Annotated in this window: 13 protein-coding genes; 6 read left to right on the forward strand and 7 right to left on the reverse strand. The window is 36.3% G+C overall.

Annotated elements, in window-relative coordinates:
* Positions 1–6: 6 nt before the first annotated feature.
* From ACRD62_RS13315 to ACRD62_RS13335, 5 genes are all read right to left on the reverse strand, one after another.
* Positions 7–3,165, reverse strand: a complete 3,159-nt coding sequence (locus ACRD62_RS13315) for an efflux RND transporter permease subunit (protein WP_430820604.1) — start codon at positions 3,163–3,165, stop codon at positions 7–9.
* Positions 3,166–3,180: 15 nt separating this feature from the next.
* Complete coding sequence (locus tag ACRD62_RS13320) at positions 3,181–4,239, reverse strand: efflux RND transporter periplasmic adaptor subunit (RefSeq protein WP_430820605.1); 1,059 nt, start codon at positions 4,237–4,239, stop codon at positions 3,181–3,183.
* Positions 4,240–4,336: 97 nt separating this feature from the next.
* A complete protein-coding gene (locus ACRD62_RS13325; RefSeq protein ID WP_430820606.1) occupies positions 4,337–4,771 on the reverse strand; it encodes a MarR family winged helix-turn-helix transcriptional regulator in 435 nt (144 codons plus the stop codon).
* A 342-nt stretch (positions 4,772–5,113) separates the two neighbouring features.
* The gene (locus ACRD62_RS13330) at positions 5,114–5,524 is read right to left on the reverse strand and encodes an acyl-CoA thioesterase (protein ID WP_430820607.1); all 411 of its coding nucleotides are present in this window, start codon (positions 5,522–5,524) and stop codon (positions 5,114–5,116) included.
* A 119-nt stretch (positions 5,525–5,643) separates the two neighbouring features.
* Entirely contained in the window at positions 5,644–6,021 is a 378-nt protein-coding gene (locus ACRD62_RS13335; RefSeq protein WP_430820608.1) for a hypothetical protein, read from the reverse strand.
* 329 nt (positions 6,022–6,350) lie between these two features.
* Here ACRD62_RS13335 and ACRD62_RS13340 point away from each other — a divergent pair, with 329 nt between their 5' ends.
* The 3 genes from ACRD62_RS13340 to ACRD62_RS13350 all read left to right on the forward strand — a co-directional run bounded on the left by ACRD62_RS13340 (position 6,351) and on the right by ACRD62_RS13350 (position 8,895).
* Positions 6,351–6,716: a hypothetical protein gene (locus ACRD62_RS13340; protein WP_430820609.1), complete on the forward strand. Its 366-nt coding sequence runs from the start codon at positions 6,351–6,353 to the stop codon at positions 6,714–6,716.
* An 81-nt stretch (positions 6,717–6,797) separates the two neighbouring features.
* Positions 6,798–7,853 carry a beta galactosidase jelly roll domain-containing protein gene (locus ACRD62_RS13345; protein ID WP_430820610.1) on the forward strand — a complete coding sequence of 352 codons (1,056 nt, stop codon included), beginning with the start codon at positions 6,798–6,800 and terminating at the stop codon, positions 7,851–7,853.
* A 22-nt stretch (positions 7,854–7,875) separates the two neighbouring features.
* Positions 7,876–8,895, forward strand: coding sequence for a glycoside hydrolase (locus tag ACRD62_RS13350; RefSeq protein WP_430820611.1), 1,020 nt, complete (start codon positions 7,876–7,878; stop codon positions 8,893–8,895).
* Positions 8,896–8,950: 55 nt separating this feature from the next.
* On the opposite strand, the gene ACRD62_RS13355 is transcribed toward ACRD62_RS13350, so the two are convergent.
* Together ACRD62_RS13355 and ACRD62_RS13360 are read right to left on the reverse strand one after the other, a co-directional pair.
* Positions 8,951–11,311: a LysM peptidoglycan-binding domain-containing protein gene (locus ACRD62_RS13355; protein ID WP_430820612.1), complete on the reverse strand. Its 2,361-nt coding sequence runs from the start codon at positions 11,309–11,311 to the stop codon at positions 8,951–8,953.
* Positions 11,312–11,446: 135 nt separating this feature from the next.
* Positions 11,447–13,807 (reverse strand): type IA DNA topoisomerase, encoded by a 2,361-nt coding sequence (locus ACRD62_RS13360; protein ID WP_430820613.1) that lies wholly within the window; start codon positions 13,805–13,807, stop codon positions 11,447–11,449.
* Positions 13,808–14,122: 315 nt separating this feature from the next.
* Between ACRD62_RS13360 and ACRD62_RS13365 the strand changes: the two genes are divergently transcribed.
* From ACRD62_RS13365 to ACRD62_RS13375, 3 genes are all read left to right on the forward strand, one after another.
* Positions 14,123–14,314, forward strand: a complete 192-nt coding sequence (locus ACRD62_RS13365) for a cold-shock protein (protein WP_321409544.1) — start codon at positions 14,123–14,125, stop codon at positions 14,312–14,314.
* 137 nt (positions 14,315–14,451) lie between these two features.
* Positions 14,452–15,753: a M18 family aminopeptidase gene (locus ACRD62_RS13370; protein WP_430820614.1), complete on the forward strand. Its 1,302-nt coding sequence runs from the start codon at positions 14,452–14,454 to the stop codon at positions 15,751–15,753.
* 423 nt (positions 15,754–16,176) lie between these two features.
* Positions 16,177–16,512 (forward strand): LytR/AlgR family response regulator transcription factor, encoded by a 336-nt coding sequence (locus tag ACRD62_RS13375; RefSeq protein ID WP_321409540.1) that lies wholly within the window; start codon positions 16,177–16,179, stop codon positions 16,510–16,512.
* Positions 16,513–16,665: the final 153 nt, after the last annotated feature.

Raw genomic sequence — 16,665 nt, forward strand, 5'->3', positions numbered from 1 at the left:
AGATTATTAATTTTCATGGTTCGCATCACTTAGGTCAGTTGCAAATGCTTTTTTACTTACCTTTTCCTGCAAAGTCTGGAATAATATAAATAACGTTGGTATGATAATAATACCTATCATCGTTCCGATTAACATCCCCCCGATAGCACTTATACCAATTGATTTATTCCCCAAAGCTCCGGCTCCTTTTGCCACTGCCAACGGAAGCAAACCAAAGATGAATGCAAAGGATGTCATCAAAATGGGTCGCAAACGGGCAACAGCACCACTTACAGCCGCTTTAACAATATCCATTCCCTGTTTACGCCGCTGCAGGGCATATTCCACAATCAGAATGGCATTCTTAGCCAGCAGTCCGATTAACATTATGAGCGATATCTGAACATATATATTATTCACAATTCCACTTCCGTTCATCATTGAAAGGAAGATGAAAATAAATACACCCGCCAAACCTACCGGTAATGAAAATATAACCGCCAACGGTAAAAGGTAACTTTCGTATAAGGCTGATAGCAACAGGTAAACAAATACCAGACATAACAGGAAGATGATCGCTGTTTGACTACTGCTGTTTACTTCCTCGCGAGTCATACCCGAGAAGTCATAACCATAACCCGATGGTAATTCGGTCTCTCTGATGGCATTCAGAACATCACCTGAACTATAACCCTCCATAAAGTTTGGAATAATGGTAACATCCATACTCGAGAACAGGTTAAAACGAGTCAGTGATTGTGGTCCGGTAACATCATTTATCTTAATAAACTCAGTAATTGGAGCCATCTCACCACTTCCTGTCTTCACCATCAGGTGATTCAGGTCTTCCAACTTGGTTCTGTATTCGGGATGAGCCTGTATCATCACCCTGAATTGTTTACCGTACAGGTTAAAGTTGGAAATATACATACTTCCTACATAAGCCTGCATGGTAGTCATCACATCACTTAAGGTGATACCTGCATCTTTAATTTTTGCCACATTGGCCTCTATCTCTTTCTGCGGAAAACGAGGGTCGAATGTTGTCATCGCCATCATCACCTCCGGACGTGCACGCAGCTTTGCCAGAAATTCGTTCGTTACATTGAAAAAGTCATTTACATTACCACCGGTCCTGTCCTGCATCTTCAACTCTACACCACTACTTAAACCAAAACCCTGAAGTGTTGGGGTTCCAAAAAACAGGAAGCTGGCATTGTTAATACTATCCGTTCTTTGCTTCAGAATTGCCGCCACATCACTCGTTGTAATTTCACGCTCCTGCCATGGATCCATCTTAATGATAAGAGATCCATAGGAACTACCTGCACCACTTAAAAAACTAATACCTGTAAGATTGGTAACCGTTTTAACATGTGGAATTTCTTCAGCAATTCTTACTACCTCGTTAACCACGCTATCGGTACGTTCCAGTGAAGCTCCGGGAGCAAGCGTAACCATACCCATAACACCTCCACTATCCTCCTGTGGAACAAAGCCGGTTGGAATCATTCCAATCAGAAAATAAAAGATTGCACCAAAAACAGCTACTAAAGCCACTGTCACCCATCGGTTTTTCTTGCGACCCATAAACTGTAATGTTTTACCATATTTAACTGTCATGGCATTAAAGCCAAGGTTGAAATAATAGTAAAAACGCTGCACCAGATTTTTATCTTTTACATCAGCCACATGGTGTGATTTCAGGAATATAGCACACAAAGCAGGACTCAAAGTCAAGGCATTAATAGCCGAAATAAAAATGGCAATAGCCAGGGTTAAACCAAACTGCTTAAAGAATACCCCGCTGGTACCTCCGATAAAACTAACCGGAATAAACACAGCCGACATCACCAAAGTAATGGAAACAATAGCCGGAGCTATTTCGCTAAGCGCATTAATAGTTGCCGTACGTGCATTTTTCTCACCGGCATCCATATGTGCATGCACAGCTTCCACAACAACAATGGCATCGTCCACCACAATACCAATGGCCAGAACCAGTGCAAAAAGAGTTAAAAGGTTAATTGAAAATCCGAAGATTAACAGGAAGAAGAAGGTTCCGATAATGGCCACAGGCACTGCAATGGCAGGTATAAGGGTTGCTCTGAAATTCTGTAAGAACAAAAACACCACAAAGAATACCAACACGAAAGCCTCTAATAAGGTATGCAACACCTTTTCAATAGATGCATCCAGAAACTGACTTACATCCATCTCAAAGTTGTATTTTAAACCCGGAGGAAAGAACTGTTCAGCATCTTTCATCACAGCCTTCACATCATTGATTACATCCTGAGCATTCGATCCGGCAGTCTGACTGATACCAATCAATACAGCTGGATTACCATCGTTCTGGGTGTTAATAGAGTATGATAACGAACCAAGTTCCACATCGGCCACATCTTTCAGCTTCAGCACCTGAGCATTACTCGAACGAATAATGATATTTTCAAATTCTTCCGAGCTTTTTAATCGTCCGGTATATTTTAATGCATACTGAAATGTTTGGTTGCTGTTGGCTCCCAACTCACCGGGTGCAGCTTCTATATTCTGATCCTGCAATGCTCCGATAACTTCAGTTGGTGTCATTTTATAGGCTGCCAACTTACCCGGATTTAACCATACACGCATCGAATAGTCACGACCACCCATAATGCTAGCCTCACCTACCCCTGCAACACGCTTGATCTGCGGCAAAATATTAATATTGGCATAGTTCTGAATAAACTCACCATCGTAATCTTCGTTCAATGACGAAACAGCCAGAAACATTATGCGACTGCTTTGTCTCTTCTGCACTGTTACACCAACTTGCGTTACTTCAGCAGGTAATAAAGAAGTTGCCTGTGACACCCTGTTTTGTACATTCACAGTAGCAATATCGGCATCAATTCCTTGTTTAAAATAAACAGTTATCTGTGCCGAGCCACCATTTGATGCTGTAGATGTCATATATGTCATCCCTTCAACACCGTTTATTGATTCTTCCAGAGGAATAATCACACTGTTTAAAACAGCCTCGGCATTGGCTCCACTATAACTCGTAGAAACCGAAACTGTAGGAGGTGCAATATCCGGATATTGCTCTACCGGCAAAGTATATATACCAATTACTCCCAATACAACAAAAAGTATGGATATGACGGTTGAGAGAACAGGTCGTTCTATAAACGTTTTTAACATTCTATCTGATTTAGATTATTGAATCTGTATTTCCATTCCGTTTTTAAGTGTACTCACACCATCGGTCACGATCTGATCGCCACTTTCCAATCCACTCAATACAGCATAATACTGACCATCGGGTGTTGATTTTACAGATATCACTTTTTGATTTACTTTATTGTTATCATACTTATACACCAACACTTTATCCTGCTGACTGAAAGTTGCTTTTTGAGGAATCAGGAAGACATCCTTAATAGTTTTAGGTATGATCACCTGACCACTGGTCCCACTACGTAAAATCCCATTTGGATTATCAAATACAGCTCTGAAGTTAACCGAACCTGTATTTACATCAACCACACCTGAGATGGTTTCAATACGTCCGGCATGTTCGTATTCTGTACCATCTGCCAACATCAGTTTCACAGATGGCATATTTTGTATTTTTTCAGCCTGAGTGTTACCTTCCCAGCTTCTCATATACTCAAGTAATTCTTTCTCATTCATTGAAAAATAAGCAACCACATGTTGAGTGTTGGCAACTGTTGTAAGTACACTTGAGCTGTTAACCAGAGTCCCTAAACGATAAGGTAAGGTTCCTACAATACCATCAACCGGACTTTTCACTTTTGTCCAGCTTAATGAAGCTTTTGCACTTTCATAAGCCGCTTTAGCCGAGCTGAAAGAATTCTCATACGACTCTAAAAGCACATCACTTATAATACCTTTTTCGGCCAAAGGTCTCATTCTCTCAACATCTAATCTGGCAGTATTATAATTTGCTTCTGCAGTCTCCAGATTCTGTTCCGAAACAGGTGAGTTAATCTCAAATAATACCTGCCCTTTCTTTACGATAGAACCTTCATCTACATAAACAGCTTCAATAAAGCCATCTATACGTGGTTTGATTTCAATGTCAATCTCACCCTTTAATACTGTTGGAAAAACCGTATGCAAATCAACATCACTGGCCACCATCTTCTGCACAGGATAATTTTTTGCATTGGTTTGAGTATTACTTTGAGTTGGTTTCTGTTGACATGAAACCATAATGAAAAACCCTATTATTCCAAGAGCTATTGTTTTCATTTTCATCTTGTTTATCTATTTGTTTTATATTTATACATATATAGTTGCTTTGGTCAATAGTATACTTTATCAACCTTTATTGTAAAAAAAATCTTAATTAGAATTCTTCAGCTCTTGTTTTAACGTGATTAATTACTTTGTAAAAAGTATAGATCTCTTCATCGGTAAGTCCAACCATCAATTCTTTTGTTATCAATTGCTCCTCTGCATAAAACAAATCAGTTAAATCAACCCCTTTCCCGGTGATATTAATGATATTACGTCTCCTGTCATTTGGATCCGTAATTCTTACTATCAAACCATCTTTTTCCAATACATCTACAATTCGAAGAACCAATGATTTGTCTTTTTTCATATGTTCCGCTATATCCTGCTGAACCAATTGTTTTTGTTTGCTATGTCTGACAATCATAAGCACAACCATCTGATCAAAAGTATAGGTAATACCCAATTCACTCATGCGATTGGCCATCAATCGGGGAAAAATCCCTTTTAATCCCCCTAAGATCATTCCTAATGGTTGTATCTCCATTTTAGTACCTATTAAATTTATTGCACAAAGTAGCAAACAATAGTTGACATTTACAACTGTTTATTTTGTCATTTAATTTTAATTAACAATTTCTTATTCTTACTACTTTACCAGCCACCATATAAAACAATTTATTTCAGAGAATAAACTATTTTCAACTCAAACAATTCAACAGAAATTCTTAGTGCCTTAGTGGTCAAAGAAAGCTCGTGACATAGCATGGCTAATGCCTTAAATTCTCTAAAAATTACCATTTCCGGGATACTAAATCACTAATAAGAATTAAGATCATCTTGCAAAAATGATAATTTCAAGCTTATATCAACGAAGGATTTCCAACTCCTATATCTTTGTCTCCAAAGAAAATAAATCAAAGAGTTCAGTTGGTACTCTGGTTATTCTTTTGGTTTCCATATCCATCATACACCATTTGGTTAACGATTTCATCAGTAATTTTCCGGTTTCCTTATCTTTTACTTCAACAGCACGATACGAATAAGCTTTTTCAAACTTTTCGACATATGTTTCTATAGTAATCTGTTGGTCAAGCAGTGCAGACGCCTTATATTCAATAAAATGTGAAGAAACAACCCAAAAATACTTTACATCATAACCCGTTCCCTTTGTTATTTTGTACCAGTGAGCTTTTGAAATTTCCTGAATCCATTCAACATATTTAATATTGCTTACATGATTCAGTTCGTCAATATCTGATTCTCTTACAGTGTATTCTTCTATATAATGCTCTTTCATTCTTTTATATTTTATGAACAAAAATATTAAAATGAAATCATAACATTAAATAAATCAAGTAGCAGTTAATGATATTTATTTGATTTAATAGGAGAATTAATTTAATCTTTCCTTTAAATCTAATACCTGATCCAATTAAAAGCAGCCTCTTCTGTAGCGAATACTTTAACTATAAAACCGAGTTTTTCATATACCTCTTTCACAAAAATCATTGACGCTGCCACCGAATATGGATCGTCAACAATCAATGCTTGTTTTTTACCTTTTATAATAGGCTCTACAGCTTGCAAAAATTCAATGATATGAACCAATTGACTCTGAACAATATTGAACCTTCCGTGTCGGTAATCTGATAACAGATCATAATTCATCTGCGTAAATTCAGGCATTTTAAGAAATTTAGCCCAGGCTTCTTCTATATCCTCTGATTGTATAATTCCGGAATGCTTATATCTAATGATTTTATGTTTATGATCAATACTTATCGAAAATCTCATAATGCTGGTAGTTATCAGGGTTTGATTCTGTACTATACAAAATATTCCATTTTATGCTTAATGTCAATTAAGAGCTGCAATTTAGTTATATCAGATAAACGACATTGTTAAAATTTAAGCATCGAGCCAAAACATTTCACAAGCCACTTAAACACTGTTATACAACACATTATAGAAACAGAAACTTCTAATATAAGACAACAACAAACATTGATGACAATTTGATGACATCTTATGACAACAGATGACATGAATATGACCAAACGGTGTTATGACTGCCATACTTTAGCTGATGTAAATAATACATTATTAATCTAAAACAAAACGTCATGAAAAAGTTAGTATTAACATTAGTCGCAGCTTTAATGCTTGGTTCAGTATTTGGAGAATTATCAGCTAGAACTACCCCTGAGAAAGAAATGAAAAAATGTTGTCAAAAAGTAAAGAAAGAAGTTCGACAAGCATTAAGAGGTCCGTCCTTCGAATATCTTAAGCCTGATTGTCATGAAAAAGTAACAGTATATGTTGCTATTGACAAAGACAACAAACTAAAAGTAGTAAAAGTGAAAGGCCAAAACGAAAAATTAATTCAATATGTAGAAGAAACAATTAACAATGAAAAAATTGAGGCCAATCCTAAGTTATCTGGCAAAATGTTCATACTGGATTTGAATTTTTATCATCGTCCAGCATGATGCTTCCAACTAATTGTTAAGAAATCGCCATTTCTTATTTTGGGTAATAAACTCTAATTTAATGCGCACAAATCAAAAGCAATGCTAAAAATCATTTTACAATATCACACCTTGGTTGTATGTTTTCTCCTTGGTATTTTGTTTGCACAAAACACATCAGCCCAAATCCTAACAAAAAAATATCATCTCGAAGGATACTGGAATTTCTCTATTGGGGATAATCCGGAATGGAAAAATCCATCTTTCGACGATAGCATGTGGGACAAAATAAAAACAGGACAATCATGGGAATCACAAGGATACAATGATTACAATGGTTATGCCTGGTACCGAAAAACTATTACCATCACATCAAAACCACAACGAGATCTAATCCTTAAGATAGGTGCCATTGATGATGCCGATCAGGTTTATCTTAATGGCACATTAATTGGCAATAAAGGAGGTTTCCCACCAATGCCTGAAACAGCTTATGATCAGGCACGAGAATATAAAATACCTCAACACCTATGGAAAGAAGGCGAAAACACCCTTGCCATAAGAGTATATGATTTTTATAACGTTGGCGGAATACTTAGTCATCCTCTGGCTATCTATGAAGATATAACCGAAGACTATTTAACTCTCAACCTGGCTGGACAATGGCATTTTAAAACCGGCAATAACAATCAGTTTAAAGCACTTGAATACAATCATTCAGACTGGGACAAAATAACAGTGCCTGCCCGATGGGAAGATCAGGGATGGCCCTATTTTGATGGTATAGCCTGGTACAGAAAAAGCTTCTATCTACCATCCGGAGCAAATAATTCGAACATGTACCTGATATTAGGTAGGATTGATGATGAAGATGAAGTTTATTTGAATGGAACTAAGATTGGTGAAACCAAAAAAAGCCATTCAGGTTGGAGTAGCAGTCCTTATCGCCAGTTACGCATTTACCGTATACCCGATAATTTATTGGTAAGGAATAATCCAAACATCATAGCAGTGAAAGTAAAAGATGATCAGTTGGATGGAGGTATATATGAAGGCCCCATCGGATTAGCTACGCAGGAACAAGCCGAGGATATCCGCACCATGTTTAAAGAATACAAAAGCGGCTGGGAAACTTTATTAGAATGGATATTTGATTAATCGAACCTATCAAACAAAAAAAATGAAGCAACTTATAATATATATCACTCTGTTTTTCATCGGATTCAACAACCCATCCTGGGGTCAAAAAAGAGACCTTAAGATTTATAATCCTTTAAGGGGCACCTGGAAATTTAGTATCGGAGATAAACCGGAATGGATGAGTTATGATTTTGATGATTCAAACTGGGAAAACATTTATGTACCAGGCCCCTGGGAACAACAAGGCTTTAACGGATATGACGGTTACGCCTGGTACAGAACTTCATTTACTTTACCTGCCGGGGCTTCAGATAAAGAATTATGGCTCGACCTTGGTTATATAGACGATATTGATGAATGCTATTTAAATGGTAAGCTCATTGGCAGCAGTGGCACTTTTCCACCAGATTATCAAACAGCTTATAATGCACACAGATTGTATTTATTAACACCCGAAGATTTAATGTTTAATACAAAGAATGTATTGGCCATAAGAGTTTATGATTCATATAATGAAGGAGGTATAATTTCGGGGAAAATAGGTATCTGGGAAAATCAATACCCTCTGGTACCGGATATCAACCTTGCAGGCAGATGGAAATTTAAAACAGGTGATGAGAAATATTACAGTAAAATAGACCTCAATGAATCGAATTGGGATGAAATATATGTTCCTTCGGCATGGGAAGACCAGGGCTATGAAAATTACGATGGCATTGGATGGTATCGTAAAACCATTACCATTCCTGACGGACTATACACAGATTCACCCGTTTTGTTACTAGGGAAAATTGACGATGTTGATGAAGTTTATGTCAATGATATGATGATCGGAAATACTGGATTGATTGACCCTTCGTATTTTGTTTATGGAGATGCATATGATGATTTGCGTGGTTATATAATTCCATTAGAGATACTCAAAAAAAGTAAGACAATGACCATTGCAGTAAGAGTTTATGACGAAAGACTTACCGGAGGTATTTATGAAGGTCCGATTGGATTGATTTCACAGGATAAGTATATCAAGTATTGGTTAAAACAAAGAAAGGAACATTAATATTTGTTCCTTTCCAACTCGGTTTAATGATAAAGTCCTCTTTCGAGGACTTTTTTTATTGTTGTTTTTTCACTTGTTTAACCGTCATATTAAAATCGGGGGTGAAATGTAAAACATATAATCCGCAATTATAATATCCTCCCCAATTTGAAGTACGTTCAAAATTTAAAGTCGATTGCACACCAAATGGATGATGATTAGCAATACAATATTCAAAATTCTTTCCATAATCTTTTAGGGCACTGATAAAATAGTAAGTCAAATCAAACCCCCACAAGCTATATCTACTCATATTTGCACTTACATTGGCATTCTGAAAGTATGGTGAGATTGACATTGGTTCTGTTTTAAACCACCTTCGGTATTCTTCTATTATCTGACTACTTTGTTTATTCTTATAATCTACAAAATAATAACTAAACATGTGCCCGTTCAAGGCATGTATATCTTCCGGATTAATGGTTTGATATTTCAACCATTCGGGCAGTCCCCATAAGGTAACATCGGCTTTTGTTTTACTTTGCGCTCCCTTGATAGTGGTAATAATCCTGTTCACCTGAGCTTCTTCTACAGAAGGAACAATAACAGTATTGCCTTTTTCTTTCGAGAACATCTTCTCTAAACTGGCTAAATCGTCCTGTTTAAACTTATACTCAACAAAATCGGGCACAATACCTTTTTTAAAGCTTTCCCAATAGACCTTATTTCTAATCAGTTCGCTAAATTTATTTTCATATTCCGATTTTGTATCTTCTGTTCTGATGACAACAATTCTTTTACCAGCAGAAGCCAACAGAATCTGATCAGCCATAGCATCAAACAACAAAGTGTCAATTGGCATTACCTGAAACATATGAATATTATCAGCCAGTGCACTATTGTTTGTAGAAAATGGATAAACCATTGGAATGGAATGCTCTTTGGAGAACTGTGAAACAAAGGGAAGTTGCTGCGGATAAGCAGGACCTATAATAAGGTTCATTGATTGCATTACAGGATTGGCAAGAATAGACTTAACCTTATTTGAATCCGGAGCGGTATCGTATACAAACATTTCCACATTCACTCCTTGTTTCTTTATTTTGTCAAGAGCAAGCAATGCCCCCTGATAAAACTCAACAAACACTTTTGAATACTTCGATACTACCTTCTCTTCACGCTCACGTTGTGAAACTACACCATCCTTTTCTTCTTCAATTATATTGGCACGCATAGTTGCTTCCACATTAAACGGAAGCATCAGTGCTACTTTTAAAGTAGGTTTATCAAGAAAGTAATTGTACGATTTACAATCCAGCTCAGTTAAATTAATAATCTCTACCTTAGCACCTTCCATTTCTTTAGTTGAATCAGCCTTTTGTTCGTAAACTGATTTAAACCAGTATCGATTAGGTACTTTTACAATATCGCCTTTCTTTAACCTCGCCAGATCCTGATCAGAATTCACTGTTTTCAGAATATCTATATCCACATTATATTCCCGCGAAATACCAAACAATGTTTCCTTGCGCTTAACCTTGTGATATGTAAAAAGATTTTGATCCTCGCTCGTTTCAAGTTTTGAAGCCTTGATTGATGATTTTGGAATCCTTACCAAGTATCCCAATTTCAGATCATTTGCATCAACCGAAGGATTAGCTTCTATTACATCATTGGGCTTGGCGTTATACTGTTGAGCAATACTATATATTGTTTCACCCTGAGAAATACTGTGATAGATATATAAATCATCCTCCAGCTTCTGTGATTCTTTAACAACTGCCTGTTGAGGCTGTTCTTCTTTTTTGGGTATTCTGATTGAACTACCAATTTCAAGTACACCTGATTTAAGAGCCGGATTGCTCTTAATAATTTCACCTATTGCAACATCATACTTTTTCGACAAAGCATACATGGTTTCCTTTGGCTGAACAACATGTAGAATATAGCTTTTCTCTTCAGACACTTCTTGAGTCTCTTCTTCGCTATGTTCTTTAGGTATTTTTATGATGGTACCATTGATTAAAGTTTTATCACTTCCGGGATTATTGTCATAAATAACTTTAAGCGGCACATCATATTTCTTGGAGATAAAATACACTGTTTGTCCCGGCTCAACCGTATGATAAATGTATGAAGTTGATTGAATCTCCTGTTTGGTGCTATTTCTACCTGATATCACAGGAATTTTTATTAGCTGCCCCTCTTTTAAACCAAAAGCAGCTTCCGGATTGGCTTCCAAAAGTTCCTTCTGTGATACCCCATAATTAACACTTATCCGGTAAAGTCCTTCTGATTTTTTTACTTTATAGAGATAGTAAACCTTACCTTCAATAACAATTTTTTCCATGCCATCGAATTGCTGAGCTTGTGCAGTAAAAACGACAAACAGCATTGCAATGCATAGTTTTAAAACAGTATAATTGATTTGTTTCATGTTCATTTTTTCAAAGGTGTTTTTATGAACTCATTGCTTTAAACGATAACTCATGAAAAGTATTTCATAAAAATCACTTCATTTATCAAGCTTTCAAAAGTAAGAAAAGCCCACCACCCAACAAAACTATAATGACTACTTCGGTTGAAAGATAATCTTTCCTGACTCAAACAACAGAAAACCATCCTGTTTTTCTGAAGAACCTTCCACAGTAAAACCTTTTATTAATGGAGACTTTCCTTTCAACACAATAGCTTCTACCTGTTTATCGGTTAATTGCTTCCCGCCCATTTCAAAAGGAATACGAACCTTACATCCATTTCTGAAATTATCGCAGCCAAAAGCTGATTTTCCTTTAATGATCGTTCCGCTTTTACATGAAGGGCAGGTCCACACCACTTCCTTTTCCTGTTCCAGTTCAAGAGTTGCATCCTTATTAAGAATTACAACACCATCAACCTGATTATTGTCTATGGTAAATCCTTTGAGCGAACTTGTTTTGCCTTTCTGTATGAGTTGCGCAATTTGTTTATCGGTCAACTTCTTACCTAAGAACTCAAATGGTATAATGGTTTTACATCCATCTTTATATCTGGAACATCCCCAGGCTGAGTGACCTTTTAACATGGTTCCTTCCTTGCACACCGGACAAACAAGATCTTTCTTCTCTTTTTTCCTGGTCTGAGTTTTTTTATTCTCCTCAACCGCTGCAGGCTCCTCTACCAGATCTAATTTACGGGCACTCCTGTCGTGCTTCACATCAAAAACGATATCAGACACCATTTGCTTAAGTTCATTCATAAACTCAGCAGCATCATATTCTCCTTTTTCAATTTCCCGAAGCTTTTTTTCCCAAAGACCAGTCAGTTCGGCTGATTTCAACAGATCGTTACGGATGGTATCTATTAATTGCATTCCGGTTACTGTTGGATAAAGGTTTTTACGAACCTTTGAAATATATTTTCGTCGGAATAAGGTTTCAATGATGGCAGCACGAGTTGAAGGACGACCAATACCATTCTCTTTCATAGCATCGCGCAATTCATCATCGTCAACTTGCTTTCCAGCTGTTTCCATTGCACGTAAAAGGGTTGCTTCGGTATATGGTTTTGGAGGTTGTGTTTCTTTCTCCAGTAATTCAGGCTCATGAGGTCCTGACTCTCCAACAGTAAAGTCAGGCATTATCTCCGCATCCTTTTTTTCTCCTTCTTTATCCATGAAGACAACCCTCCACCCGGGCTCCAGTAACTGCTTACCGGTTGCTTTAAATTCAACCCCAGCAGCATTACCAATAACAACTGTATTAGACACAGTAGCATCCGGATAAAATGCAGCTATAAAACGCCGGGTTACTAATTCATAAACCAGCTTTTCATCACGTCCCAGAGCATTCGCATAAACTCCGGTTGGAATGATTGCATGGTGATCCGTCACCTTTTTATCATCAAAAACCTTGTTCGACTTCTTTATTTTTCCCTTTAACAATCGCTCGGTTAAATGCTGATGATCTTTTAATCCTTTTAAAATCCCAGGAATCTTCGGATAAATATCATTACTCAGGTAAGTTGTGTCAACCCTTGGATAGGTTGTTACTTTTTTCTCGTATAACGATTGTATTGTTTTTAAGGTATCATCCGCTGAAAAACCAAATTTCTTATTGCATTCAACCTGTAATGAAGTAAGGTCAAACAAACGAGATGGAGCCTCTTTCCCTTTTTTTCGCGAGAAGTCTTTAATTACAAATTCCGAATCCTTTATTTTCTCCATAAAAGACTCACCTTCCTCCTTTTGCATAAAGCGCCCCTTTGTGGCCGAGAAAAGTACTTCTTTATACTTCGTTTTCAGCTCCCAATAAGGTTCAGGTTTAAAAACATCAATGGCTTTCTGCCTTTCAACAATCAGCGCAAGAGTCGGAGTCTGCACTCTACCAATTGACAGCACCTGCCCTTGCTGACCATATTTCAATGTATATAAACGGGTAGCATTCATACCCAATAACCAGTCACCTATGGCTCTTGAACTTCCTGCTGCATATAAGTTGATAAACTCTTCATTTAATCTGAGTTTTTCAAATCCTTCACGGATAGCTTCTTCTGTAAGAGATGAAATCCATAATCGTTTTATTGGGCATTTTGCTCCTGCTTTCAATAAAACCCATTGCTGAATCAATTCTCCTTCCTGGCCGGCATCACCACAATTTACTATTTCAGTTGCAGTTCCAACCAGCTTTCTGATGGTATTGAATTGTTTCTCAATTCCTTTATCATCAATTAATTTAATACCAAAGCGAGAGGGAATCATGGGTAATGAGCCAATGGACCATCTTTTCCATTCCGGCAGGTAATCGTGCGGTTCTTTTAAGGTACATAAATGACCAAAAGTCCAGGTCACCTGATAGTTGTTTCCTTCATAATAACCATCACGTTTTGATTTAGCTCCAACAATCTGGGCAATTTCAAATGCTACGCTCGGCTTTTCTGCTACACAAACTATCATTTACTCTGTTAATAATATAGTTAACTAATAATACCGTTAAAATACAAAAACGGCTAGCGAAGATAACATTTCCTGCACTAAAAACAGGAATGAAACCAGAACGAGTTGTTAACAACAACACTTATCCTCAATAAATATGTTAACTATAATCCAAAATTACATTCTCGTTTAAAACCTATGTAAAAATGTTGTTAATTCTTATCAGAATGTGCAGAAAAAGTGGTGTTATATAAAAATAGTTTCTACATTTGTTTTAATTACATTTTTTAAGTTATGAGATCGTGTAATAATCTCGGTCTCAACAAATTTTTTTTTATGAATAAAGGTATTGTTAAATTCTTTAATGAATCAAAAGGTTATGGATTTATTAAAGATTCAGAATCAAACAAAGAGTACTTTGTACACGTAACCGGTTTAGTTGACGAAATTAAAGAGAATGATGAAGTTGTTTACGAACTTCAGGAAGGCCGCAAAGGATTGAACGCAGTAAATGTTAAATTAGCATAGATTTATCATTTTAGAGAATGCATTAAAAGCTGTTTCATAGGAAGCAGCTTTTTTTTGATCTGCACTTTATGGTTGTCTAAATAACTATTTGCTGCATTTTTAATTAATTTGCCTTGAAATTAAAGATATAAAACATCATGTCACAGGAAATACAACTTGCCGACGAATTAATAGATTTTATACATCAGAGTCCAACTGCTTTTCATGTTATTGAACAAGCAAAAACCATTCTTACAAAAGCTGGTTTTATTGAATTACCTTTAGGAGATAGCTGGAAAATAAAAAAAGGAGGCAAATATTACACAACTAAAAATGATTCAGCGCTCTTCGCTTTTGAACTTGGAACAGCGCCAGTTGAAGAAAATGGATTGAAATTAATAAGTGCTCACAGTGATTCTCCTGGTTTCAGAGTTAAACCCAATCCGGAGATGCTGGCTGAAGGACGTTTTTTGAAGTTAAACACTGAAGTGTATGGTGGCCCAATCTTAAATACCTGGTTAGACCGTCCGCTATCTCTTGCTGGCAGAGTTCTTATTAAGAGTAAAAATGCGTTACAACCATTATCCAGATTAGTTGATTTCAGAAAACCACTATTAATTATACCAAATATGGCGATACATCTGAATCGTTCGGTAAATGATGGTGTTGAACTTAACAAACAAGTGGATATGCTTCCTCTGATGGCAAGTGTTAATAAAACCTTTGAAAAAGATAATTACCTGCTAAAACTAATTGCCACTGAATTAAAAGTCAAACCTGAAGATATTATCGATTTTGACTTGTTCTTGTACGAATTTGAAAAAGGTTGCCTGCTTGGTGCCAACCAGGAGTTTATTTCAAGTGGTAAACTAGATGATCTGGCCATGGTTCATGCAGGACTAAAGGCAATATCAGGCAAAACCAGTAAAACATCTACTAATATCCTTTGCATTTTTGATAATGAAGAGGTTGGAAGCGTAACAAAACAAGGTGCCGGATCGCCTGTACTACGAAATATATTAGAACGGATAATGGAAAAATTGGGTAAATCCCAGGAAGATTACCAACGCACCATATACAAATCATTCATGATTTCTGCAGATATGGCCCACTCTGTTCATCCAAACCATGCAGATAAACACGATCCTGTTCTACATCCAACAATTAATGGAGGTCCGGTAATTAAAATCCATGCCAATCAGAAGTATACCACCGACGGTGAAAGTGCAGCTATTTTTGAAACCATTTGTGATAAAGCAGATGTTCCATTCCAAAAGTTTGTGAACCGATCTGATATGGTTGGAGGTTCAACACTGGGTAATATTTCTACCGGAAAGATAGATATCAGAACCGTTGACATTGGAAACCCAATGCTAGCCATGCATTCAGTGCGCGAATTAGCTGGTGTAAAAGATCATACATTCATCACTAAAGTCTTTGAAACTTTTTACAAAATATAGAAATTAAATTATTTAATGCCAGCGGAATTCTTATTCGAGGATTCCGCATTTTTTTTTTAACAATTGACTGCTATCTAATATAATCACTTAAACTCAGTCTCTTCAACTATAAAACATCCCTATCACCACAAAATCATCTTCAAAGAGTACATTCTTTATCGGCTCAATTAAAATTATGTTGCTAATAATTAAGTGTAATATTGAATGGAGAGACAAATTGAGTTCCTGATTTTCAATATGAATCAATCCAAAAAAAACACAAGCTTCTTCAATACACCTATCTCGCTACTAAACAATACATTAAACTTTCTATTGTAAAAAAAATAATATTTTTTTCATTTTTCAGTGTTACGATTCTGCCTTTTTGCAATTAACTAATGTAAGCTGGCTTAAAAATTAGGTGTGCACCCTAAATAGTAATCTATGGCAAGGGACTATATTGTATTGGAATGTGATCTGAAAGTTCTAAAACTTGCAATTGATGATATATATTATATAAATCATCAAAATGGGCTTACTACGTTTGTATTGAACCAAAACAATAAAATTTGTCATAAAAGCCTTATTGAGCTAGAAAATTTACTTCCTTCTAATTTCATCCGGATTAATCGAAATTGTATTGTTAACCACCTTGCCATAACTGAGATCAACAAGAAAGACAGACGAATTTCATTGATTAACAAAGAGCACTTGATTGTTTCGCATCGTAACATTAAATCAATTACTGAAGCAATCAGAACAATGGCCATCAACGCTTAATTCGGATTAAGACACACTTAACCACTTATTATTTACGCTCACCTTTTTTTAATCATTTCAATCAGGTTTTATATATTATAATATATATTTTAGCAAATACATGTTAGATTTATATTTTAAGTGATCGGCATTATATGTCATTATCCCCACAAC

Origin of the sequence: Carboxylicivirga caseinilyticus (assembly GCF_050589785.1) — a bacterium.
GTDB lineage: Bacteria > Bacteroidota > Bacteroidia > Bacteroidales > Marinilabiliaceae > Carboxylicivirga > Carboxylicivirga caseinilyticus.